The sequence below is a fragment of the Aquabacter albus genome (genome assembly GCF_040049275.1).
GTDB lineage: Bacteria > Pseudomonadota > Alphaproteobacteria > Rhizobiales > Xanthobacteraceae > Aquabacter.
Genome location: NZ_JBDZDT010000004.1, coordinates 308582 through 332451, shown reverse-complemented (window position 1 = coordinate 332451; position 23870 = coordinate 308582). Strand labels below are relative to the sequence as shown.

At 66.8% G+C, this 23870-nt stretch carries 21 protein-coding genes and 1 tRNA gene; 15 read left to right on the top strand and 7 right to left on the bottom strand.

The genetic code is table 11. The features are described 5' to 3' along the window. Window positions 1–199: 199 nt before the first annotated feature. Window positions 200–1630 (top strand): homospermidine synthase, encoded by a 1431-nt coding sequence (locus tag ABLE91_RS11255; protein WP_348930907.1) that lies wholly within the window; start codon window positions 200–202, stop codon window positions 1628–1630. Between the two features lie 165 nt (window positions 1631–1795). On the opposite strand, the gene ABLE91_RS11250 is transcribed toward ABLE91_RS11255, so the two are convergent. Next, window positions 1796–3001, bottom strand: a complete 1206-nt coding sequence (locus tag ABLE91_RS11250; RefSeq protein ID WP_348930906.1) for an alpha/beta hydrolase family protein — start codon at window positions 2999–3001, stop codon at window positions 1796–1798. 154 nt (window positions 3002–3155) lie between these two features. On the opposite strand from ABLE91_RS11250, the gene ABLE91_RS11245 reads away from it, so the two are divergent. The 5 genes from ABLE91_RS11245 (at window position 3156) to ABLE91_RS11225 (ending at window position 7385) form a co-directional block, all read left to right on the top strand. Further along, window positions 3156–4328: an MFS transporter gene (locus ABLE91_RS11245; protein ID WP_348930905.1), complete on the top strand. Its 1173-nt coding sequence runs from the start codon at window positions 3156–3158 to the stop codon at window positions 4326–4328. A 162-nt stretch (window positions 4329–4490) separates the two neighbouring features. Beyond that, window positions 4491–4655, top strand: a complete 165-nt coding sequence (locus ABLE91_RS11240; RefSeq protein ID WP_348930904.1) for a Flp family type IVb pilin — start codon at window positions 4491–4493, stop codon at window positions 4653–4655. An 18-nt stretch (window positions 4656–4673) separates the two neighbouring features. Continuing rightward, entirely contained in the window at window positions 4674–5138 is a 465-nt protein-coding gene (locus ABLE91_RS11235; protein ID WP_348930903.1) for a prepilin peptidase, read from the top strand. 52 nt (window positions 5139–5190) lie between these two features. Further along, window positions 5191–6555: a leucyl aminopeptidase family protein gene (locus ABLE91_RS11230; protein WP_348930902.1), complete on the top strand. Its 1365-nt coding sequence runs from the start codon at window positions 5191–5193 to the stop codon at window positions 6553–6555. Next, window positions 6552–7385, top strand: coding sequence for a C40 family peptidase (locus ABLE91_RS11225; RefSeq protein WP_348930901.1), 834 nt, complete (start codon window positions 6552–6554; stop codon window positions 7383–7385). The genes ABLE91_RS11230 and ABLE91_RS11225 overlap by 4 nt, the downstream gene beginning before the upstream one ends. 158 nt (window positions 7386–7543) lie before the next feature. Here the strand turns inward: ABLE91_RS11225 and ABLE91_RS11220 are convergent, their stop codons facing one another. Together ABLE91_RS11220 and ABLE91_RS11215 are read right to left on the bottom strand one after the other, a co-directional pair. After that, window positions 7544–7981, bottom strand: a complete 438-nt coding sequence (locus ABLE91_RS11220) for an NUDIX hydrolase (RefSeq protein ID WP_348930900.1) — start codon at window positions 7979–7981, stop codon at window positions 7544–7546. Continuing rightward, window positions 7978–9585, bottom strand: a complete 1608-nt coding sequence (locus tag ABLE91_RS11215) for a sensor domain-containing diguanylate cyclase (RefSeq protein WP_348930899.1) — start codon at window positions 9583–9585, stop codon at window positions 7978–7980. Before ABLE91_RS11215 ends, ABLE91_RS11220 begins: the two co-directional genes overlap by 4 nt. A 320-nt stretch (window positions 9586–9905) precedes the next feature. Here ABLE91_RS11215 and ABLE91_RS11210 point away from each other — a divergent pair, with 320 nt between their 5' ends. Continuing rightward, complete coding sequence (locus ABLE91_RS11210; RefSeq protein ID WP_510181933.1) at window positions 9906–10601, top strand: YggS family pyridoxal phosphate-dependent enzyme; 696 nt, start codon at window positions 9906–9908, stop codon at window positions 10599–10601. A 69-nt stretch (window positions 10602–10670) separates the two neighbouring features. Beyond that, window positions 10671–10746 (top strand) — tRNA-Glu (locus ABLE91_RS11205). 105 nt (window positions 10747–10851) lie between these two features. Here ABLE91_RS11205 and ABLE91_RS11200 read toward each other — a convergent pair. Both ABLE91_RS11200 and ABLE91_RS11195 read right to left on the bottom strand, forming a co-directional pair. Continuing rightward, window positions 10852–11691, bottom strand: a complete 840-nt coding sequence (locus ABLE91_RS11200) for an FkbM family methyltransferase (RefSeq protein ID WP_348930898.1) — start codon at window positions 11689–11691, stop codon at window positions 10852–10854. A gap of 78 nt (window positions 11692–11769) precedes the next feature. After that, window positions 11770–12246 (bottom strand): hypothetical protein, encoded by a 477-nt coding sequence (locus tag ABLE91_RS11195; RefSeq protein ID WP_348930897.1) that lies wholly within the window; start codon window positions 12244–12246, stop codon window positions 11770–11772. A gap of 77 nt (window positions 12247–12323) precedes the next feature. Between ABLE91_RS11195 and ABLE91_RS11190 the strand changes: the two genes are divergently transcribed. From ABLE91_RS11190 to ABLE91_RS11165, 6 genes are all read left to right on the top strand, one after another. Beyond that, the gene (locus tag ABLE91_RS11190) at window positions 12324–13619 is read left to right on the top strand and encodes a lipopolysaccharide biosynthesis protein (RefSeq protein ID WP_348930896.1); all 1296 of its coding nucleotides are present in this window, start codon (window positions 12324–12326) and stop codon (window positions 13617–13619) included. A gap of 245 nt (window positions 13620–13864) precedes the next feature. Beyond that, on the top strand, window positions 13865–15949 hold the full coding sequence (locus tag ABLE91_RS11185; protein ID WP_348930895.1) for an exopolysaccharide transport family protein: 2085 nt from the start codon (window positions 13865–13867) through the stop codon (window positions 15947–15949). 210 nt (window positions 15950–16159) lie between these two features. Next, complete coding sequence (locus tag ABLE91_RS11180) at window positions 16160–16978, top strand: polysaccharide biosynthesis/export family protein (RefSeq protein ID WP_348930894.1); 819 nt, start codon at window positions 16160–16162, stop codon at window positions 16976–16978. 69 nt (window positions 16979–17047) lie between these two features. Then, the gene (locus ABLE91_RS11175) at window positions 17048–17869 is read left to right on the top strand and encodes a WecB/TagA/CpsF family glycosyltransferase (RefSeq protein ID WP_348930893.1); all 822 of its coding nucleotides are present in this window, start codon (window positions 17048–17050) and stop codon (window positions 17867–17869) included. Further along, complete coding sequence (locus ABLE91_RS11170) at window positions 17866–19263, top strand: hypothetical protein (protein ID WP_348930892.1); 1398 nt, start codon at window positions 17866–17868, stop codon at window positions 19261–19263. Before ABLE91_RS11175 ends, ABLE91_RS11170 begins: the two co-directional genes overlap by 4 nt. Next, window positions 19232–20080 carry an FkbM family methyltransferase gene (locus ABLE91_RS11165; protein ID WP_348930891.1) on the top strand — a complete coding sequence of 283 codons (849 nt, stop codon included), beginning with the start codon at window positions 19232–19234 and terminating at the stop codon, window positions 20078–20080. Before ABLE91_RS11170 ends, ABLE91_RS11165 begins: the two co-directional genes overlap by 32 nt. Before the next feature lie 55 nt (window positions 20081–20135). Here the strand turns inward: ABLE91_RS11165 and ABLE91_RS11160 are convergent, their stop codons facing one another. Next, window positions 20136–21077 carry a glycosyl hydrolase family 18 protein gene (locus ABLE91_RS11160; protein WP_348930890.1) on the bottom strand — a complete coding sequence of 314 codons (942 nt, stop codon included), beginning with the start codon at window positions 21075–21077 and terminating at the stop codon, window positions 20136–20138. Window positions 21078–21142: 65 nt separating this feature from the next. Beyond that, window positions 21143–22489, bottom strand: coding sequence for an exopolysaccharide biosynthesis polyprenyl glycosylphosphotransferase (locus ABLE91_RS11155; protein WP_348930889.1), 1347 nt, complete (start codon window positions 22487–22489; stop codon window positions 21143–21145). Window positions 22490–22794: 305 nt separating this feature from the next. Here ABLE91_RS11155 and ABLE91_RS11150 point away from each other — a divergent pair, with 305 nt between their 5' ends. Beyond that, the gene (locus ABLE91_RS11150; RefSeq protein WP_348930888.1) at window positions 22795–23826 is read left to right on the top strand and encodes an acyltransferase family protein; all 1032 of its coding nucleotides are present in this window, start codon (window positions 22795–22797) and stop codon (window positions 23824–23826) included. Window positions 23827–23870 lie beyond the last annotated feature (44 nt).

Below are 23870 nucleotides of genomic sequence, written 5' to 3'. Positions count from 1 at the left end.
CATAATACCTCAATCCTCTAGGATCGGCAGGATGGATGACAAGGTTTTGTCAGTTACGTCCGCATGACAGATTGATGTCGCAAATGCCTTCTGCTGCTTTGCTTTTTGCAGCACTGCGCGGTTGACTGAGCCTGCTCTCATCCGCATGGTGCCCTCGCCCGCGCCAGCGGTGACTTTTTGTCGAGGAGCATCCCCAATCATGAGCGAATGGCCGGTTCACGCGACCATCGATGGCCCCATCGTTATGATCGGCTTCGGGTCGATCGGACGGGGCACCCTTCCCCTCATCGAGCGCCATTTCGACTTCGATCTCTCCCGCTTCGTGGTCATCGACCCCGTGGACGAGCACCGCAAGCTGCTGGACGCGCGCGGCATCCGCTACATCCAGTCCGATGTGACTGCGGAGAATTACCGCGACCTCCTCACGCCGCTGCTCACCAACGGCAAGGGCCAGGGCTTCTGCGTCAACCTCTCCGTGGACGTGTCCTCCGTGGCGGTGATGGAGCTGTGCCGCGAGCTCGGCTGCCTCTATATCGACACCGTCATCGAGCCCTGGAAGGGCTTCTATTTCGACGACAGCAAGGGCCCCGAGGCGCGCTCCAACTATGCGCTGCGCGAGGGCCTGCTGGATGCCCGCCGCCGTTCGCCGGGCGGCCCCACCGCCGTCTCCACCTGCGGCGCCAATCCGGGCATGGTGTCCTGGTTCGTGAAGCAGGCGCTGCTCAACATCGCCGCCGACACCGGCCTCGACCGGCCCGAGCCCAAGAGCCGCGAGGAATGGGCGCAGTTCGCCCGCGCCTTGGGCGTGAAGGGCATCCATATCGCCGAGCGCGACACCCAGCGTGCCCGCAACCCCAAGCCCCGCGACGTGTTCGTGAACACGTGGTCGGTGGAAGGCTTCGTCTCCGAAGGCCTCCAGCCGGCGGAACTGGGCTGGGGCACCCACGAGAAGCAGCTTCCCCCTGATGGCCGCACCCATGCCTCCGGCTGCGGCGCCGCCATCTATCTGATGCGCCCCGGCGCGGACACCCGCGTGCGGAGCTGGACGCCCACCCCCGGGCCGCAGTTCGGCTTCCTCGTGACCCATAACGAGGCCATCTCCATCTCCGACTACCTGACGGTGCGGGATGGCGACAAGGTGATCTACCGACCCACCTGCCACTACGCCTACCACCCGGCAGGCGACGCCGTGCTCTCGCTGCACGAGATGTTCGGCTCCGGCGGGCGCATGCAGAGCAGCTGGAAGATCCTGGACGAGCACGAGATCGTCGACGGCATCGACGAGCTGGGCGTGCTGATCTACGGCCACGCCAAGAATGCCTATTGGTTCGGCTCGCAGCTCTCCATCGAGGAGACTCGGGAGCTCGCGCCCTACCAGAACGCCACCGGCATGCAGGTGACCTCCGCGGTGCTCGCCGGCATGGTGTGGGCGCTGGAGAATCCGCAGGCGGGCATCGTCGAGGCGGACGAGATGGACTTCCACCGCTGCCTCCAGATCCAGACCCCCTATCTCGGCCCGGTGATCGGCACCTATACGGACTGGACGCCGCTGACCGAGCGGGTGCGGCTGTTCCCCGAGGATTTGGACCTGGAAGACCCCTGGCAGTTCAAGAACATCATCGTGCGGTGATCCACCGCCCCGAACAATTCCCTCTCCCGCTTGCGGGGGAGGGTTAGGGAGGGGGCCGAGGCCGATCCACACGGAGCAGTCCTCTCACCTCTCAGACAGCACCCTTTCCCCCTCCCCTGCCCTCCCCCGCAAGCGGGAGAGGGAGTCGCAGCGGGACGCCAAGCCCTACCCCACCCGGTCCAGCACCGTATCCAGCCAGTCGAACATCTCGCGGTTGAACAGCGAGCGGGCGCCGCCCTCGCAATGGCTGGCGGCGCCTTCGGTGGCGGTGAAGACGTGGAAGCGCTTCTCGCAGGTGAGCGCGTCGAACAGGTGCCGGGCCGTCTGGCCGACGCCATTGCCCTCCGTGGTGCAGATCATCGTGGGGCAGGCAATGTCCGGCGCGTGGCCCTCCATGGTGTAGGCCGCCGTCAGCTTCAGATACTCGAGAGGCGTCTTGCAGCCGTGGACCAGAAGGCCGCGCCGCAGCGCCCAGCCCTCTGAGACATCCGCCATGCGCTTGTTCAGCATCCGCCCCAGCCAGGCGAGGATGAGCCGGTTGCCGTTGGGAAGCTGCCGGCCGATCCAGGGCGGCAGGTGCACCCGGCCCTCGTCCAGGACCGAATACTGGCCGGGATCGGCCACGAGCGCCGCGAGGCGCGGCTCCCCGCTCGCCCCGCGCGGGGCGAGGAAACCGCCCAGGCTGACGCCCAGCATGGCGACGCGCTGCGGGTCCACCTCCGGCCGGGCGAGGATATAGTCCATCACGGGGCGCACCACCGCCTCCCAGTCCGGGCGCAGCCTCACCCCGTCCTTGATCAAAGCATGGCCCTGGCCCGGCCCGTCATAGACCAGCACGTTATAGTCCCGCGCGAGGGCTGCGGCGCCGCTATAGAAGAAGGTTTCTTCCGCTGTGCCGTCATAGCCGTTGGTGATGATGAGGGTGCGGCGCGGCCCGCCCGTGGCGTGGGGCTGGAAGAAATGGCCCCGCAGCGTCGTGCCCTCGAAGGGGATGCGCACGGTCTCGGCGGGCGTGTCCATGAGCGCCATGGCGCGGGCGAAGGCTTCCGCCTGCCGCTCATAGGCGCGCACCGCGCGGGGATCGAGTGGCGCCTCGAACAGGAAGGTGTAGGACGCGCGGAAATAATTGGAGGCGCGGAGGAAGGCGCCGCGGGCGCTCACCCGGTGGCCTGCAACCAGGCTCGCCTGCCCGCCGTCATAGATGCGCTCGGCGAGCGCGGTCCATTCCGCATACCAGCGCTCCGCATCCCGGTCCGGAATGCGGCTGGCGAGGGCAAGGCATTCGCCGATATCCGCCGCGCCATAATAGGTGAGGCCCAACGCCCGGAAGAACTGGGCGTCGAACATCTCGTCCTTGAAGAATTGGCCCACAGCCCGTCTCCTCAGCGCCACCGCGGCCATAGAAGCAGAAAGGCGGCCGGCGCGCACGCTGTCCATACGTGCATGGCAGCGCTGCATGCCGCGCACTTGCTGCAGCGCAACAAAGACTGCACTCTTCATCACCCCAGCCTATCCAAGGTCCACGATGCCGCTTTCGCTGCTTTCCCTCGCCGCTGCCGCCTTCGGCATCGGCACCACGGAATTCGTGGTGATGGGCCTGCTGCCCGACGTGGCGCGGGACCTCGGCGTGTCGATCCCATCGGCCGGGCTGCTGGTGACGGGCTACGCGCTCGGCGTGGTGGTGGGTGCGCCGCTGCTCGCCATCCTCACCGCTAAGCTGCCGCGCAAGGCGACGCTCGTGGGCCTCATGGCCCTGTTCATCGCCGGCAACATCCTGTGCGCCCTCTCGCCCTCCTATTGGCTGCTCATGGGCGCGCGCATCGTCACCGCCTTCTGCCACGCGGCCTTTTTCGGCATCGGCTCGGTGGTGGCGGCGGACCTCGTGCCGAAGAACCGGCGGGCACAGGCCATCGCCCTCATGTTCGCCGGGCTGACGCTCGCCAACGTGCTGGGCGTGCCGGCAGGCACCGCCTTCGGCCAGTGGCTTGGCTGGCGCGCCACCTTCTGGGGCGTGGCGGTCATCGGCCTCGGCGCCCTGGCGGCCCTCATCGTGCTCCTGCCCTCGCGCCTGCCCATGACGGGAAGCGGCATCCTGGCGGAGTTCAGGGTGATGGGCGATGTGCAGGTCCTGCTCGCCATGGTCATCAGCGTCCTGTGCTCGGCCAGCCTGTTCAGCGTCTTCACCTATATTTCCCCGCTGCTCGCGGCCTCGGCCGGCCTTTCGCCGGAGATCATCACCGGAGCGCTGCTTCTGTTCGGCGTCGGCCTCACCGCCGGCAACATGCTGGGCGGGCGGCTGGCGGACTGGAAGCTCATGCCCTCGCTGCTGGTGACCCTGGTGGTGCTCATCGCCGTGCTGCTCGTGTTCGTGCCGGCCAGCGGCGCCATGGTGCCGGCGCTGGCCACCCTCGGCGTCTGGGGCGTGCTCGCCTTCGCGCTGGTGCCGCTGCTGCAATTGCGCGTGGTGGACACGGCCGCTGCCGCGCCGAACCTCGCCTCCACCCTCAACCAGGGCGCCTTCAATCTCGGCAATGCGGCCGGCGCCTGGATCGGCGCCGTCGCCATCACCCACGGCATGGCCTACCAGCACCTACCGTTCGTGGGCGCGGCGCTGGCGGCCGCGGCGCTCGGCCTGAGCGCGCTCTCCGCCAGCCTCGACGGGACGGCCCGCCGCGCTGCCTTGCAGGCGGGCGAGTGAGCCGCCCGCGTTAACGTTTTGGGCACGCTGAATCGCGGCGCCCATCCTCCGCCCGCCAATCTTTACCAGTGCGCAAGGGGCTCGCCCCTAGCGTCTCCTCGTCCAAGGCCCGCGGGGGGCCGGACATGGCCGAAAGACAGCCACCCGGCCGAGGAATGGGCGATGAAGGTTCTGCTGACCCGCTTCGTGAAGGAAGAGCAAGGCTCCACCGCCTTGGAATACGGGCTTATTGCGGCGGGCCTGTCCATCGCTATCGTCACCGTGATCACCCAGATCGGCTTCACTTTGGCCCGGCTGAAGGCGGCCGGCGCCGTCGCCGGCAATTGAGCGGCGCCTGAGGCCGGCATGGGCACGATCCTCGGCGATATCCTGGTTCTGGGTCTCTTCCCCGCGGCGCTGTCCATCGCCATCGCCACGGACCTCACCCGCCGCATCATCCCCAATCTTGTCATCCTCATCCTCGTCGTGGGCTTCGGCCTCCTCGCGACGTTCGGCGCGGTGCCGGAGCTCGGTGCGCGGCTGGTGCTGGCGGGCGGCGCGCTCGCGGCCGGCTTCGCGCTGTTCGCCCATGACATCATCGGCGCCGGCGATGCCAAGCTCGCGGCAGCCTTGGCGCTGTGGCTCGATCCCGGCCAGCTTCCCTTGTTCGCCGTGGTCTGCGGGGCCCTCGGCGTCCTCCTCGTGCTCATCGCCACCTTGCGCGCCCGGCACGCCGCCGCCCTCCTGCCCAACCTGCCCTATGGCGTCGCGCTGGCGGGGGCGGGGCTCCTGCTGTTTCCCCAGTCCATGCTGATGTCGGCCCTCGCCTGAAGAGTTTCCGCTTCGCGGCGCGCGTGCTACCTCGCGACGCGAGGAGACCATGATGCCGGATAGCTTTGCCCCCGCCTCAGAGACCAGCCTGCCCATCTGGTGTGTCACGCCTTCCACCCTTGAGGGGCCTGATGTGCCCGACGCCGCCCGCGCCTTCGCCGCGGCCGCCGGCTTCAAGGGCGAGCCGGGCAAGCTCCTTCCCGTGCCGGGCGCGGGCGGCACACTGGCGGGCTTTCTGTTCGGCGTGCCGGCCAATGGCGGCGATGCCTTCGCCGCTGGCGTCCTGCCCGGCCTCCTTCCGGAAGGCACCTTCCACCTGGAAGGCAATTTCCATCCCCTCTCGGCCCTCGCCTTCGGCCTCGGCACCTACCGCTTCGACCGCTACCGCACCAAGAAGGCCAATGGCAGCGCGCAGCTCCAGCTCGGCCAAAGCGAGGACGCAGAGCATCTGGCCCGCACCGTCGCGGCCGTGACGCTGGTGCGCGACCTCGTCAACACTCCGGCCAACGACATGGGCCCGGCGGAGCTGGAAGAGGCCGCGCAGGCGCTGGCCGCCCACCATGGCGCCGCCTTCCGCACCGTGGAAGGCGAGGCGCTGATCGCGCAGAATTTCCCGCTCATCCACGCGGTGGGCCGCGCCGCCACGCGCGCGCCGCGGCTTCTCGACTTCACCTGGGGCGATCCCTCCCATCCCAAGGTGACGCTGGTGGGCAAGGGCGTGTGCTTCGATACCGGCGGGCTCGACATCAAGCCCTCCTCCGGCATGCTGCTGATGAAGAAGGACATGGGCGGCGCCGCCAATGCCCTGGGCCTCGCCCACATGGTCATGGCGCGAAAGCTGAAGGTGCGCCTGCGGGTGCTGATCCCGGCGGTGGAGAATGCCATTGCCGGCGATGCCTTCCGGCCCAGCGACATCCTCCAGAGCCGCAAGGGCGTCTCCGTGGAGATCGGCAATACGGACGCCGAGGGCCGCCTCGTGCTCGCCGACGCTTTGGCGCTGGCGGACGAGGAAGCGCCCGACCTCATGATCGACTTCGCGACGCTGACCGGCGCCGCCCGCGTGGCCCTCGGCCCGCAGCTCCCGCCCGCTTATACCGACGACGACGCCCTCGCCGCCGACCTCGCCCGCCACGCGCTGGAGCAAAACGACCCGCTCTGGCGCATGCCGCTCTGGAAGCCCTACGCCTCCATGCTGGAGTCCAAGATGGCGGACATCAACAATGCCGGCGCGGGCGGCTTCGCCGGCTCCATCACGGCGGCCCTGTTCCTCGCGCGCTTCGTGGAAGCGGCGAAATCCTGGCTGCATCTCGACATCTATGCCTGGAACCCCTCCTCCCGGCCCGGCCGTCCCGAGGGCGGCGAGGCGCAGACCATCCGCGCCCTCGACGCGCTGCTGGCGGAGCGCTACGGCGCATGACGCGAGACAAGCGCCTCACAGCCGCTCGCCCGGACCTCGCGGCCGAAAGCCTGCGCGGCATCATCGAGGCGCCGCGCTATGCACTGGGCGAGCGCCGCGTGGTGCGCGAGCCGGTGGCCCCCGTGCGCCGCGCCCCTTCGCCCGGCGCCAGCCTCGACACCGAGGCGCTGCTGGGCGAGACGGTCACCGTCTATGACGAGGACATGGAAGGCTGGGCCTGGGGCCAGCTCGATACGGACGGCTATGTGGGCTACCTGCCAGTCAACGCGCTGGCTTTGCCGGATGCGGCACCGACCCATCGCGTGAGCGTGCCGCGCACCTTCCTGTTCCCCCAGCTCGACATCAAGCTTCCGCCTCTGGCGACCTTGTCCTTCGGCGCCCGGGTCGCGGTGCGTTCCGAGCGCGACGGCTTCGCCATCACTGCCGGCGGAGCCATCTTCGCGCGGCATGTGGTGCCGCTGGAGATGAAAGAACCGGATTTCGTGACGGTGGCGGCACAGTTCCTCGGCACGCCCTACCTCTGGGGCGGGCGCTCCGCCTTCGGTTTCGACTGCTCCGGCCTTGTCCAGACGGCGCTTGCCGCGTGCGGCATCGCCGCGCCTCGGGACAGCGACATGCAGGAGGCGGCGCTGGGCGCGCCTCTCGATCCCTCGGGGCCGTTCCGGCGCGGGGATCTGCTGTTCTGGCCGGGGCATGTGGCCATCGTGGAAGCGCCGGACCTGCTGCTCCACGCCAACGCCTTCCACATGATGGTGGCGCGCGAGCCCCTGGAGCCAGCCTTGGCGCGCATCGCCGCCACAAGCCCGCTGCGGGCGGCCAAACGGCTCTGACATCAAAGCATAGACGGATCCCCAAAGAGCACGCGTCATGCCCGGGCTTGTCCCGGGCATCCACGTCCATCCCTCAAGTGCCGGCCAAGCGGAACCGCGTGGATGGCCGGGACAAGCCCGGCCACGACGGATGTGCCTGGGAGGGAAGGCGCCTCAGTTCACCCTTCCGCCAGCCGGAGCGCTTCCTCCGCCACTTCGTCCACGCACAGGCTGAGTTCGTTGCGCCGTGCGGCGATCTCCGCCATGGAGAACCACGCGGCCTCCAGCGCATCGTCCGCCGCAACGCCCTCCCCACTGACCCAGCGGCAGAGCACGGCCACGAGCACATAATGATGCAGCAGCGTGCCGTCCGCCGCCCGGTCGAGCGCATCCAGCGCCCGAAAGGCGGGGCCTGGCGCGGCGGAAACGCTCGTCTCTTCCATAAGCTCCCGTACCGCCGCCTCGGCGGCCGTCTCGCCCCATTCAATGCGCCCGCCGGGAAAGCCCCACAGGCCGGCATCGGGGGGATTGGCGCGGCGCACCAGGAGAACCCTCCCCTCCCGCACCACCACGGCGAGCGCCGCGCAGCCGGGCCGGCGGGGCGGATCTCCGCTCACGCGCTCCGCGCCTCGCCGTCACTGGCCCGGGCACCCACCACCCGGTTCCGGCCAAGGCGCTTGGCCTCATAGAGTGCGGCATCCGCGGAGGCGAGCAGCGCGTCGGGCGAATCGCCCGGCCCGGGAATGATGGAGGCGGCGCCGAAGCTCGCCGTGAGCCGCCCCATGGGCGCCTTGGGATGGTCGATGCCCAGCGCCGCCACAAGCCGGCGCACGTCCTCGGCGAACTCCACCGCGCCGGCCACATCCGTATTGGGCAGCAGGACCACGAACTCTTCCCCGCCATACCGCGCGGCGAGGTTCGGCGTTCCCGCCACCGAGGCGGCCAGCATGCGCGCGACGCTGCGCAGGGCCTCGTCGCCGGCCAGATGCCCCATGGTGTCGTTGAACAGCTTGAAGCTGTCCACGTCCGTCATCACGAGGGCGAGCGGGCGGCGCGCATCGGCGCTCTGCACCCATTCATCGGAGAATTGCACGTCGAAGGTGCGCCGGTTGGCGAGGCCCGTCAGCCCGTCCGTGCTGGCAAGCGCGGTCAAGCGGCCATTGAGATTGCGCAGCTCGGACGTGCGCTCATTGAGCCGGCGGTTCATCTCGTCGAACGCCTGCACCACCGGCTGGAATTCCTCCACATCCGCTTCGCCGATGTTCGGCGCCTCGTCGCGGCCCACCGCGAGGATGTCGCGCGCCAGCTGGTTGACCGGCCCCACGATCATCCGGTCCGCGGCATAGAGCGCAATGCAGGTGAGAAGGATGATCCCGACCAGGAGCCCGCCGAGGACGGTGAGGATCCTGCGATCGATGGCGGCCACCGCATCCGCCCGCTCGATGCCTACCAGGACGCGCACATCCGTGCCCGGCATGCGCACGAATGCGTAGTACCGTTCCACGCCGTCGAAGCCGGCCGTCTCCACGGATCCCTCGTCCGTGCCCATGATCTGGCGCACCAGCGGGTGCCCGGGATAGGAGCGACCGACCACATTGGCCAATGCGGGGTGGCGCGCCAGGATGGTACCGCCGCCATCCACCACCAGGACAGTCACCCCCGCCTGCATGCCCGCCTGTCCCGCCAGACGCGACATCCATTGCAGATCGAGCCCCACGGCGACCACGGCGACGGGATCGCCGGCCATGTTCCGCTCGGCCTCGGCGACCACCAGCACGCTCCGGGCGGTGTTCCGCGCGACGATGAAGTTGGATAAGATCGGCTGGGTGGAGCGTAGCGCATCGCGCACATAATCCCGGTCGGAGAGGTCCGCCTCCAGGAGCCCGCGCGTGCTCGCGCACCGCACCCGGCCCTGCACCGTGCCGATCCAGGCGCCCTGGATGCCGAGCACATCGCCGCTCAGGCGCCGCAGCAGCGCGTCGCAGGCGGTGGTGTCGGCCATGAGGGCGCTCGCCTGGCGGGCCAGCGTCTGGGTGATGGCGACGGCGGTGGCGATATTCTCCCGCTGCGCGAGACCCACCACCTGAGCCGTCTCATGGAGCTGGGCGATGGTTGCCTGGATCAGTTGCTCGCGCTCGGTGAAGAGGGCGATGACCCGCTCGATGAAGATCGGCACGGCGACGAGGATGATCAGCCAGGCGATGCGTCGGCGGATGCTCACCCGCCGTCGCCTGCCGCCGTCCGCGCCGGGGTGCAGCTGATCCGCCATTTCGCCCGAAGACATCCCTTGATGGCTCGCACCGGTCGGCACGCGCTCAGCTCTTCCTTCTTACGCGATCACAAGGCAAAAGGGAGCACCCTGGGCGGGAGCCGGACCCCATGGCCGGAAGCGCGGCATGAAGCTCGCCAAGCGGTAAACCGTCTCCGGTCAATATGTTAGAGGACGATTCCGTCTTGGATGGAGCCATGCATGTATCCATCCAAGACGATCGCGCAGCAAGTGGCAACCGTTTTGGAACGACGCGGAAGGAAGTGGCCGGCATGGCGCACGAAATGATGCCCGAGACGGCCGCCGGCCGTCTCCTCGAGGTGCGGCGCCTGCTCGCCGATGCCTGCCAGGACGCCGGGCGCCGGGCGGAGGAGGTGGAGCTGGTCTGCGTCTCCAAGACCTTCGGCATCGAAGACATCCGCCCGGTGATCGCCGCGGGCCAGCGGGTTTTCGGCGAAAACCGGGTGCAGGAGACGCAGCAGAAATGGCCGGTTCTGCGCGCCGAGACGGACGGCATCGCGCTCCACCTCATCGGCCCGCTCCAGTCCAACAAGGCACGCGAAGCCGTGGAGCTGTTCGACGTGATCCACACGGTGGACCGGCCGAAGATTGCCGGCGCTCTCGCCGATGAGATGGCCCGCCAGGGCCGCATGCTGCCGGTCTTCATCCAGGTCAATACCGGCGCGGAGCCGCAGAAGGCCGGCGTGCTGCCGGAGGCGGCGGACGATTTCGTCGCCGCGTGCCGCGGCACGTTCGGCCTCCACGTGGTCGGCCTCATGTGCATTCCCCCGGCCGAGGACGTGCCCGCGCCGCACTTCGCCCTTCTCGCCAAGATCGCGGCACGCAACGGATTGAAGGGCCTTTCCATGGGCATGAGCGCGGATTACGGCACCGCCATCAGTCAGGGCGCCACACATGTGCGGGTGGGCAGCGCCATCTTCGGCTCCCGCCCGCCAGCCGCGCCTTAAGACAAAGCCTTCAGAGAAGGGCTTGAAGCCGCCCCGGTTCGCGGATATACGGAGCCCCTTCCGCTTGAGGCTCCCATCGTCTAGCGGTCTAGGACGTCGCCCTCTCACGGCGAAAACAGGGGTTCGATTCCCCTTGGGAGCGCCAGCGGTTTCAATCACTTAGCTGAGATACATACAAACGCGCCACCCGAAATGGCGCGTTATCCTGGCGCGCGTCGGGTGATCTCGCCCGTCCGCCGGAGGTGCACAGTTACGCGTTGCCGCGCAGATCGGCCCCGAGGTCGGGCCAGCGGGCAGCCAGCCGCGCCTTCACGTCGGGCCGGGCGACGAATATGAAATTATTGATGTAGATGTGACCTTGCCGCACCCTGTTGTCAGCGGCGTTGATCGCATCCGGCTGCTGGTGCCGCGCCGGATCGAAAGAGGACAGGGGGCGGGCCTTGCCGTCCTCGATATACAAGCCGGTATAGCCGAGGGGCGCGAGGTAGGATTTCACCAGGGCCACCGCGCCCGGCCGGTGGCGCTCTTCGGCCTCCACCAGAAGGGTCGGATGGGACGCGCGCAGCAGCTGCTCGGCGCCCCGCAGCACCCGCGCCTCATGCCCCTCCACGTCCAGCTTGATGAACGACACCGTCTCGCGCACGGCGGCGTCGAGGCGGCGCACCGGCACCGCGATGTTCTCAGTCTCGCTGCCCCCCTCTCCCACAAGCGCACCGTCGAGGGTGCCGAGCGGGGAGAAGCCCTTGGGCACATGGAGGATCGACTGCCGCTCCTCGTCGCTGAGCGCGCAATCGAAGAGCTGCAGATCACCGCGGCCGATGGCGGCGGCAAAACGGTATTTCAGGATCCGCACCATGCGCGGATTGGGCTCGAAGGCGAGAACCCGAACATTCCGCCGCAGCAGGAAGAAGGTGAACAGGCCGTGGTTCGCGCCGATGTCGCAAGCGGTCTCGCCGGGCTGAACGAAAAGCGGCAACAGGTTGATCTCGCTGCCGGGATCTCGCGCCGCCTTGAGGTCGAACACGCGGCAGGCCAGCGCATAGAGATAGGGCAGGCGCGCCTCACCCATGGCTTTCAATGCTTCGAGCACGCCACCTCCCGATCACGCCGGTTTCACGAAAATCTGCATCGAAGCACCACCAACCGTACAGCACCCGCAAGCGGCATCTCAAGGGCGGCACACCACGCCGGGCCAGGTGGCATTCTTGTAAAATGGCTTCAATTCAAGGCGTTGGATGCCATTCCAAACTGTGCTATCCGCCTGCGGGCAGATCTGCATCAGCGCCGAGGTTGGGTTGCCGCGCCAGTTCACCGGAACATGGATCGTCACGGAAAACACCCCGAGTCCATATTCCGGCTCGTTCGCCCACCAGAGGCTCGGCAGATGGTTCCGCAGATAGGTGCGAATCTCCAGACGCGGATCATAGGGGAAGGGGTCGATCTCCGGATCGACAGTGCCCTGCCCCGGAACATTGCTGGAGGATTGCGCCCTTGCAACCTCAGGGCGCAGCGCCACCACGGCCAGTCCCAGCAGCGCCAGCAGTGCCGCAGACCGACACGCACGTCGCGCGGCTTTGGCGAGGGCATGGCATACCGCGATCATGGCCTGAATACGCTCCCTTTTTGCCGCCGCGCCCTTTGCCATCTCATCCCCGGCGGACGATCCGCATCTTGTCCCGGCCCGCGCCACATTGAGCCTCAAATCGCGGGCGCCACAAGAGCATGAAGTCCCTTAGCGCCCTTCTTCAGCCCAAGCTCATCGCGACCTATTGGGCCTATGCCGCAGGGCTGATGGTCCGCGGCATGGAGCTGGTGGGCAAGCTCGGCCTCTACATGATCTCGGCGCGCATCCTCGGGGCGCACGAGGCCGGCCTGTTCTTCCTGTGCATCACCTGGATCGGGCTCATTTCCACCGCGGCGCGGGCCGGGTTCGAGAAGGCCATCATCCGCCATATGGCGGCCGAGCTCGCGCTCGGCAAGGAAAAGCAGGCCAGGCTCGCTCTGCTCACGGGGGTCGGCTGGTCGAGCCTCGGCGGCGCGCTTGCCACCGCGGCGACGGTGCTGTTCGCGCAGGTCCTGTCCACCCATGTCTTCGGCGAGCCGGACCTCGGCGTGCCGCTAGCGGTCTCGGCGGCGGTCATCCTGCCGCAGACCCTGTGCATCGTCATCGGCCATGCCTTGTCCGGGCTTAACCGCGGCGTTGCCGCGCAATTCATCCAGAACGGGTTGTGGCCGGTGCTCACCCTCGCGGCGGTCGCCGCGGGCGTCACCTCGCTCAACGGCATGCTGCTCGCTTTGGGCGGGGCCAATCTCGCCGCCGCGCTCGCCGGGCTGTATTTGATCCTGCGCCACAAGGGGCCGCTCCATACCCCGCCGTCACGGGAGACGCTGGCAGAGGTGCTGCCGCCTTTGTGGCGCACCGCCTTCCCGCTGGGCGTGGTGGAAGTGGTGCAGGTGTCGCTCAATTCCATCCCCGTCCTCGTGCTCGGCGTGTTCGCCAGCGCGTCGGACGTGGGCGCGTTCAGCGTCGCCAGCCGGATTTCCATGCTGATCTGGGTGGTGATCATCTCCATCGGCACCATCGCCGCGCCGTCCTTTGCCGCCTTTCACCGGCGCATGGAATGGGACGCGCTGCGCGCGCTGAACCGGCGCGTGCGCGCGGTGGTTGCGCTGTGTGGTGTCCCGGTGATCGCGGCAATGATGATCTTTCCGGTGCAGCTGCTGCATCTCATCGGCCCCGGGTTCGAGGCCGCCTCCACCGCGCTCATCATCATGGGCATTGGGCAATTGGTGAACTGCCTGCTGCCCTGCCAGGACATCGTGCTCGCCATGACGGGCCACGGCAGCGTGCTGCGCTGGCTCAACACCGCCCAGCTTGTCACCTGCTGCCTGCTCGGGGCGGTGCTCATTCCGATGTTCGGCATGATGGGAGCGGCGGTGCTGACGGCCATCGTCATCGCTCAGGGCGCCATCGGCACCACATGGGCCCTGCGGCGCCTGTTGCCCCGGGCGTTCTAGCGGCGCCTGCCCCAGCTGCAAGCTGCAACACATACCGCCATGTTAAGCATTCTGTGGTTCTCTTCGGGCAGAGGTGGCAATAGACGGCTGGGCGGGCCGATGCGTGTGGACTTAACCCCGCCCGACGCTCGCCGTAAACGTCGCGAAGAACAACGTTGCGAAGAACAATGAGGTCGCGCGCCTCATTTGGCCCGGGGATGTCGATGAACGGTTCTCAAGCTGGCGAATTGGAGAGCACGGCGCCAATGGTCTGGGGTGAAAACAGGCCGACCGCCTTCACCATTCGCGACTTCCTCATCGCCACTTTCTTTCATGTCCGCGTGGTGATGCTGGCGGCATTGCTGCCGATCCTCATCGGCCTCGCCGCCGCCATGACCACCAAGACCGAGTACACCTCCAGCGGCCTGCTCATGGTGCTGGTGAACCGCGAGGTCTCGAACTCGCAGAACATCACCGATTCCGGGCCCGCCGTGCTCTCCATCGAGGGCCTGAAGACGGTGGAGTCCGAGGTCCAGATCATCGAGAGCGCGGATGTCATCCGCACCACCATTGAGGAGATCGGCCTCGAGCGCCTGTTCCCGCCGAGCCGGCTGTCGGCCATCACCGACATGCTGCGCTTCGGCCCCCCGGTCAACGCCATGGACAAGGCGATTGAGCGGTTCCGCAAGAATCTGCGGACCGCGGTTCAGGCCGGCTCCAACATCATTTTGGTGTCGTTCTCCAATGCGGACCGTGCCCTGTCCATCGAAGTGACCGACACGCTGATCAAGACCTATCTGGAGCGCCGCCGCAAAATCTTCGACAATCCCACCTCCGCCATCCTCTCGGTGGAAGTGGAGCGCTTCAAGCGCGACCTGCGCACCGTGGACCTGGAAATCCAGGCCCTGAAGGACAAGAGCGAAGTCATCGACTTTACCCAGGACGCGATCCTTGCCGCCAACCAGGTGGACAGCATCATCCAGCGCCGCCGGCAGGTGGCCGAGCGTCATGCGGCCGTGGGCGCTCAGCTCATCGAAGCCGAAAAGCAGATGCAGGCCTTGCCGCAGTCGGTGTTCGACTTCACCGAGAAAAGCGACGCCACGGCCAATGACGACACGCGCAACACCCTGACGCGCCTGCTGGTGGAGCGCGACCGCATCGCCCTGCAGTATCAGCCCAACAGCCCGCAGATGCGCGAGGTGGAGCGCAAGATCGCCACCGTCCGCCAGACCCTCTCCGAACCGGACCAGCGCCTCGCTTCCACCAATCGCAACGTGCGCAATCCCTCCATCAGCTACGTCAACAACATCATCCTCAGCCTGCGGGTGGAGGTGGACGCGCTCGCGCGCCAGACCGACGAGCTGGACCAGCAGCAGCGCGTCGCCGAAGAGCGGCTCAACGTGCTGCGCAACACCGAGACCCGCCTCGTCGAGCTGAACCGCCAGCGCGATTCCCTGAGCGACGGCTATCGCGAGTATCTGCGCCGCGCCGTCGCCGCCACCATCGAGGAGACCGCTGCCAAAGTCCGCGCCTCCAACGTGCGCGTTGTGCAGGATGCGGGCGCCGCCGTGACCAGCCGCTCCATGGCGCTGCCGTTCCTGGCGGCCGGGATTTTCGGCGGCCTGCTGTTCGGCGCCGCGGCCGGAGCCCTCGCCTCTGCGGTGCGCACCGTATTCATTCAACCGGGAGAAGGCGAACGGGCGCTGAACCTGCCCTGCCTCGCCGACTTCGCCGACGCCCCCAATCCCTTCGCCTCGCCGGCCGCAGAACAGGCCATCAGCGGCCTTGCGACCCTGCTGCTGGACACGGAACTGGACGGCAAGCCCTTGCGCACCATCCATTTCATCGCCCCGGAGCGGGAGGACGACACCGCCACGCTGTGTGCGCGTCTCGCCGAGGAGATGAGCAACCAGCGGGGCCGGCGCACCCTGCTGGTGGATCTGTGCTCCGTCACGCCAAGCCCGCTTGAGCCCGCCGACGCGGAGGTGAAGGGCGGGCTCATGATGGCACCCACGCCGGTTCCGGTCCTCTGGTCGGTGACCGATAGTGCAAAATCGCCGCTGCTGAGCGTTCGCCTGTCGCTCGCGGACAGCCGCAGGATGATGGAAGAGCTGGAAGGCATGTTCGATTCCATCATCGTGTGCTCCACGCCACAAGATGTCACGCCGGTCTTTCAGCGCCTCAACCTCTTGATGGATGCCAATATCCTGGTGATCCGCGCCGAGAACACCCGCAGCCTTTCGGCCCTCCGGCTGCGCTCGAATATTATAAAGAATGGCGGCTTCATCATTGGCTTCGTGTTCACCGGGCGCAAATATTATCTTCCTGGGTGGATTTACCGACAGATATGAACTGGAAATGATTCATTAACCATAGAGCTTTAGGTTCGCTTTACCACGTTGATTGGTTCAGCGATTCTATTTCGGCCTCCAGTTTCGACGGGCGCCCCTGCCTTTTGGCGCGCGCGGGACACGAGGCAGGGTCCTGGACCGGGTCGCCCACTAGGAGCCTGCCAGATGCCCTCCCTCGCATGCGAAGCGACATGTCACCGTCGCAGCTCGGTGCCGGGTGTGCCTTTCGGCCGAGCTTCTGGGCCGTGGGCGGCCCTTCGGCTGTCCCTGCTGCTCCTCCTCGGCGGCACCATGCTGGCCGGCTGCACGACCACGTCTTCGGGCCGCACGCCGCTGCTCACGGGGCAGGAGTTGAGCTTCACCCAGGTCAATCCCGAGGGCTTCCGCCCCTGGACCCCGAAGCCCCCGGTCTATCGGGTCGGCCCGGGCGACAAGCTGAAGGTGAAATTCTCCGTCACCCAGGAGATGGATGAGAACCTCGTGGTGTCTCCCGACGGCACCATCGGCGTGCGCGCCGTGGGCCAGATGAAGGTGGAGGGCATGACCCTCTCCGCCCTGCAGGAGACGATCCGCGCTTCCGCCCGCCGCGAGCTCACCGACCAGCGCGTGGTGGTCTCGCTGGAGGAATCCGCCTCCTCCAAGATCTATGTGGGCGGCATGGTGGCCCATCCGGGCCTGTACAAGATTTCGGAAATGCGCGTGTCCTCGCTGGAGGCGGTGATGCTTGCAGGCGGCTTCACGGACGAGGCCCGCATCGGCGAGGTGGCGCTCATCCGCCGCGATCCCTCGAACCGGCCCATGCTGAAAATCATCAACGTCCGCGACATGATCCAGACCGGCTCGGACGAAGCCGACGTGCCGCTGATGGCCGGCGACATCCTCTATATCCCGCGCAGCGATATCGCCGAGCTGAACCTGTGGATCGACCAGTTCATCAACAAGGTCGTGCCGTTCCAGCGCTCGTTCAACTACACGCTGGGTGCCTATTCCACCACATCCGCCGTGACCCCCTCCGCACTCCTTCCTTGATCGCCCTCCTCACCGGGGTGCTATATCCCAACGGGGCGGCAGCTTGCCGGACAGGTAATGGTGGAGACGATGCCAGCACAGGCGGACCCGCCGATCAGGGAAATCACCTATCTCGGCGTGCGGATCTCGTGCCTTGACGTTCCCGCGGCGGCAGCGCGCATCGCCGCGCGCGGGGCCACGGCACCCTTCGCCTATGTGGTGACACCCAATGCGCAGCATTTCGTGCGGCTCGGGCGGCTCAAGGATGCCCGCTTCGCCGATGCCTACGATCATGCCTGGCTTCGCCTGCTGGACGGCAAGACCCCGCGCGCGCTCGCCCGCCGGGTGTTCGGCCTCGACATTCCCCATGCCGCCGGCAGCGACCTGACCGCCCATCTGTTCGCGCACCACATGGCGCCGAGCGACGCCGTCACCGTGATCGGCGGCAGCGACGAGATGCGCCGGCGCCTGACGGACCAGTTCGGGCTCACGGCGGTGAAACTTTTCAACCCCTCCATGGGCTTCATCAACAAGCCGGACGAGGTGACCGCCTGCGTGGACTTCGTGCTCGCCCATCCCGCGCGCTACGTGTTCTTCGCCGTCGGGGCCCCGGCGTCGGAATATCTGGCGCGGCTGGTTGAGATGCGCGGCGGGGCGGTGGGCACCGGGCTGTGCGTCGGCTCCTCGCTGAACTTCGTCACCGGGATCGTGCAGCGCGCGCCTGAATTCTACCGCCGGCACGGGCTGGAATGGCTTCACCGCCTGCTGCTGAACCCGAAGGGGCACGGCCGGCGGGTGTTCGTGGACTCCATGCCGCTGCTGCTCATGGTGGCCGATGCCCGCCGCAACCCCGCGGCCTATGGCATGGCCGCCGCACAGCGCGGGCCGCTGGAAGGCAAGGCGGAGCCATGAGCGCGCCGGTGGCGCGCAGCTATCGCGGGGTGGTCATTTCGCGCGCCGGCCGTTTCGCCCCACCGCCCCAGACCGGCGAGAGCGAACGCCTGTCGCCGGCCATGACCTTCGTGGTGCTGCTCGGCGTGCTGCCGATGTTCGCGCAATGCTTCCACTATCTGAACGAGCTGCCGCCCCCCTATCTGCTCTCCAAGGCGTGGCCGATGCTGGCGCTGCCGCTGACGGTCTATGGCATGGCGCGCATGAAGCTGCCGGCCAAGGCCATCTACCTGGTGTTCCTTGCCTATGCGATCGGGTTCACGCCGCTGATCTCGATGATCCAGCTGGGCAACGGCTTCTTCGATGCGCTGACCACCACCATCAAGATCTGGCCGGTGACCTATTATTTCGCCCTGTCGGCGCTGCTGCTGTGGCTGTCGCCGGCGGTGCCGCGCCTCAAGGGCGCCATGCTCACGCTCGGCTACGCCACTTATGTGATCATGCTCCTGCTGTGGCTGGTGGCGCCCGCCTCCTGGTACAACAGCGACCCTTCAGGCGGAAAGCTCATGCTGTTCGAGCAGGAGCGCGGCTACCGCATCTACATGCCCATGTTCTTCGGCATGATCCTGATCTTCTACCTGACCCGCAGCTTCATGCAGAAACCGCACTGGCTGAAGGTCGCCGCGGTGGCGGTCGCGGTGGTGCTGATGCTGGTGATCTTCAAGCAGCGGGCCTCCATCGGCGCTGCGGTAGCGGTCGTGGGCTTCGGCGTCCTGGCCTCGGCGCCGCAGCGGTTGCGCCGCCTGTTCATCGGCGCCCTTTGCGTGCTGGCGCCGCTCGCCATCGGCGTGCTGGTGATGAGGGCTTCGGGCAATTTCGTGGAATCGCTGGGCGGCTCGCTGTCGGTGCGACAGCATTCCTTTGCCTTAGCCACCGATTTCCTCGGCGTGAACGTGTGGAACTGGCTGTTCGGGGTCGGTGCCACGACCCGCTTCAGCACCATCACGCTGGCGGAGATTTTCGGCAGCGCGCAGTTCTTCATCGCCGATCTCGGCTGGGTCGGCGTGGTGTTCGAATATGGCGCGGTGGGCGCGCTGCTGATCGCCGTGCTCTATGGCTGGGGCTATGTGGCGGTGAGCAAGGCCGCACAGCGCAGCCGCGACCCATTCGCGCAAGCCCTGGCCGACTATATTCTCTTCCTCATCGTGACATCCGCAGTGTATTCCCTGGTCCTGACCCCCGGCGAGCTCGGCGTCGTCATGGCGCTGGCCGTCTATCTCGACCAGAAGCGAGCGCGAGAACCGCTTTCGGACAGCAGAACGCCTACACCCGCAGGACCCATCATTTATAGACCCACCCGTAGACGGATGACGGTGACCTCCCATGCTGCGACGGCTAAAAAAACTGTTCGGTGAGCCCGCCTTCCAGGCTGCGCCCGTGACGGTCCTGATGCGCGCCTTGACCTGGGCGGTCAGCGTCCCGCTTGGGCGCCAGCCTGTGTTCGCTCTGGTAAGCGGCGGCGCGAAGCTGACGGTGCCGTCCGACTTTCGCTACACCTCGGTCTCCGCCTTCCTGCTGCGCGACGCAGTGGAGCCGGAACTGCGCTACCTTCAGAACTTCGTCCGCAAGGGCGACGTGTTCGTGGACGTGGGCGCGAATATCGGCCTGTTCACCCTCAAGGTCGCGCCTTATGCCGGCCGCGTGGTGGCGGTGGAGCCGGGCAAGGACGCCGGCGACCTCTTGGCCAAGAACATCGCCCTCAACGGCTTCGCCAATGTGAGCATCGTGCGCAAGGCGCTCTCCGATGCCCCGGGCGAGGCGGTGCTGCACCACAATCCGCTCGGCGACGACCCGCAGGCCTTCTCCCTCATCAGCGACGGCACTGATGTGGAGAGCGAGATGGTGGTGATCACCACCCTCGACCTGATGGTGCGCGACCTGAACCTGCCGCGCGTGGACTGCATCAAGATGGATGTGGAAGGCGCAGAGAGCATGGTGATCGCCGGCGGCGGCGAGACCCTGCGCACCTGGCGGCCGGACGTGATCTTCGAGATCAATTGCCCGACCCTGTACAAGTCCGGCGGCGATCCCGAAGCCTCCTGGAACGGCCTTGCCGCCCACGGCTATGCCTTCTTCCGCCTTCAGTCGGACGGCGCCCTGCGCCCGCTCGCCAGCCGGCCGACGGAATTCTGCAACGTCATCGCCCGCCACCCCCTGGGCCGGGCGCCTTAAGATCTGTTCTTCTGCGTGGGATCGCGGAGTGATCCCACGCAGAAGGGTTCCGGCTCTAAGGCACAGGCGCGGAACACTTGGCGAGGTTGAGGGCCATGCAGATGGCGGGGGCGAGATAGCGGTCGTCCGGATTGTCCGGGCCGATGTCGCCCGGCGGCTTCAGCCGGAGCGCGTAAAGCATCGCCCCTGCGCCCGGATCGCTGGTGACGGAATCCAGCATGCGCCGGGTATAATCCACCGTGAAGCGGGGGCCGCCCGAGGTTCCCGGCTCTACCTGCACCCCCAGCATCAGCGGCCCCTTCCACACCCTCCGATAGGCGCGGAACGCCTCCTGCGGGCGATAGTGCGGGCCGGCGTCATAGGACATGATCGAGACCAGATCGAGCTGCGCCGCCGTGGGCGAATTCAGCAGCGCGAGCATGACCCCCGTCCACGGGCTGCGGGGCGCGGCGGTGCGGAATTCGCCCGCGCCATAGGCCCCGACGCTCCAGCCCGCCACTCCCACCACGAACGGGCGCGGCAGCACCGCCCGCACCTGCTCCACCACCGAGATGGACATGGGATCGCCGGGGCAGCTCATGGTTTCGCCTTGCGGCGCGCATTGCCCGTCGGGGGTCTCGTAATCCACGTCCACCCCGTCCGCTCCGAGATCGCGCACGAGGCGCGCGACGGCCGGCGCGTCCAGCTTGTCCCAGGCGAAATACCCCCAGCCGCCCACGGAGATCAGCACCTTGATGTGCGGCTGGCGGGCTTTCAGCAGCGCGACCGCTTCCTTCAGGACCGTCCCGGGAAAGGGATAGAGCAGGCCCGTGCCCTTCAGGTCGAGATCACCGGCATAGGTCAGGTCCGGCTTCACGAAGCTGAGGACGATGTGGGTGAAATAGCCGGGCAGGCGGGCAAGGCTGGTGTCGGCTGCAACGGAGGTCTGCACCTCGTACCAGCTTGCATGATAGGCGAGGAACGGCCGGCCGGGCTCCGCCGCGCCTGCAGGCGTCACCCCGGCTGCGCCCGCGAGGATGGCGCACGCGGTGGCTGCGCGCGCCAGCCAGCCCCGCGCGCGCCTCAGAAGACGTCGCGCCCCGCCATGCCCTTGGTGATGGTGAGAAGCATGATCCTGATGTCGAACCATATTGACCAGTTTTCTATGTAGAAGAGATCGAGCTTAACGCCGCGCTCGGCCTTCTCCACGGTGTTGATGCCGCCGCGCATGCCGTTGATCTGCGCCCAGCCGGTGATGCCCGGCTTCATCCGATATCGTGACACATACTCGCGGATGGCCTCATAGCGGATGTCGTCGCCCACCTGCATGTTCGGCACGTGCGGGCGCGGCCCCACCACCGACATGTCGCCCTGGAGCACGTTCAGCAATTGCGGCAGCTCGTCGATGGACAGGCGCCGCAGCAGGTTGCCGACGCCGGTGATGCGCGGATTGAACTCGGTGGTGCCCAGGGAGCCGTCGTCGGTGGGATCCACCGTCATGGTGCGCAACTTGTAGACGGTGAACACCTTGTTGTTCAGCCCGACGCGCGGCTGGCGGAAGAAAATCGGCCCCGGCGAATCCAGCTTGATGGCGATGGCCGAGATCAGGAGGATGGGCGAGACCAGGATCAGGCCGATGATCGCCACCGAATAATCCTGCAGCGCCTTCATGAGGCCGAGCGAGCCCTTCAGCGGGCGCTGCTGCACCTGCAGGACCCGCTCACCGGCGATGCTGGTGACGCGGGCGAAGCGCAGGTTGAAGCCGTCCGGGTCCAATTCCACCAGCACGTCGGCGGCGACACGGTGCAATTGCTCGGCGATGGCGGTGATATTGAGCGGGTTCTCCCAGCTTTCCACGATGGTCACCACATCGACCTGATGGCTCTGGCAGAACGGCAGCAAGTCCGGCAGGCCGCCGAGCACCGGGATGCTGGCGGTGTCCGCCGCATCGGGCACGCAAGGCTTGTTGTCGAAGATGCCGAGGAAAACGAATAGGCCCTCGTCGTCATCCTCAGCGCAGCGCTGTGCAAACGCCCGGGCGCGCTCCACATCGCCCACCAGCACCACGTGGCGGCGCAGAACCTCGTGGCTGCGGACAAGCCTCATGCCGAAGCGCACGATCACCAGGCGTCCGAAGATCAAGGCGATGGCGGTCACCGCAGCCCAGCCGAGCAGACCCGGCAGGCTGGTGGTGCGGACTGGCTCTAGCGCGAAGTAGAACACCCCCACCAGTATGCCCGCCGGCACGCCGCCGACGATGAGATGGCCGATCTGGCGCAGCGAACGTCTATAGTGCTCGACCCGGTAGGCGCGCCCAAGCTGAAGTATTTGCGTGTAGACCGTCGCACCGAAGGCACACAATATGGCCACGCTGCTCCAACTTGCAAAATGCCATAATGAATATGATACCACTCCCGCGAGCAAGATCATGATGACATCGCAGAGTATAACCAGCCGATTAATCAGCCCGTGGGTCCAACGCGTCATCGCCCCCAACCCCAACACTTCAGCAAATAACGGTGCCCGTCGGGCCGCCGATGCTTCTGCGCAAGAAGGCCATCAGGGTCAAGCAGGACTTTCGATCCTGCAATTCTATTTGCTTAGCCGGCACGCGGGCTCCGGCGCGATGGCAGTTGGACCGAGGCCTGCCGCGCGTTGAGGGTTTCGTGCGCCTTGATCATGCCCGCCGCTTTCGATAGAGCATTTGTATTGAGTGCGACGGGGACCGTTAAGGGATGCTTGACTCGCTTCAGTATTTGCGAGCGATCGCAAGCATCATGGTTGTCTGCTATCACCTGAACGTTCAGCTGGAGCGAATGGGCTATAACGGGTGGTGGCCCGGCTCGCTCGCGAGCGGTGTTGATCTTTTCTTCATCATCAGCGGCTTCCTGATGCTGGTGACCACCGACCAGAAGGCTGGGTACACGCTCTCATTCTACAGAAAACGTCTTGTCCGCATTGTCCCGCTTTACTGGATCATCACCAGCCTATTTGTGTTCCTGATGATTTTTGCGCCCGCGACGGTGCAGAGCGGGCGACCGGAGACGTGGCACATCATCGCCTCCTACCTGTTCCTGCCGGCGCAGCACCCCGTTTTCCCCACCATCGAGCCGGTGGTGATTCCCGGATGGACGCTCAACTACGAAATGTTCTTCTATTTCGTATGGGGGTTCATTCTTCTCTTGCCGAACGGCCTGCGCGCTTCGGCCATCAGCGTGCTTTTTGCGGGCCTCGTCTTGCTGGGCGCGCTTTTCCCGCCATCGAACGTGATGATGACCTTCTATACGTCCACGATCATCATCGAATTCATCTTCGGCGTCATGGTGGGAGTCTGGTACATAAAGGGCCGCCCGGTCCCCACCTTCGCCGGCTGGGGCCTGCTGATCGCGGGCTTCGCGGCCATGCTCAGCCTCAATGAGGTGACGTCGCAGTCGCGGTTCCTGCTGTGGGGCATTCCCGCCGCGCTCATCGTGATCGGCGCGCTGATCCTCGAAAAGGCGGGCGCGGTGAGGAAATATCCGTTCTTCACCCTGCTCGGCGATGCATCCTATTCGATCTATATCGTCCACGGCATCGCGCTGTCGGCGGCCGGGCAGATCTGGCGCCGCCTCGGCCTCGTGGATCTCCCCGGCGGCCTTTTGCTGTTCGCCGTCTGTGCCACCGTTGCGTCAGTGGCGGCGGGCGTGGTGGTGCATTTCACCATCGAGCGCCCGCTTCTGCGCCTCATGACGCGCAAAACGCCGCGCGTCGCGGCAAGCCTCCCCTAGCCCACGGGCCAAGCACCCACATGCGAGGTGCAAACATCACCAAT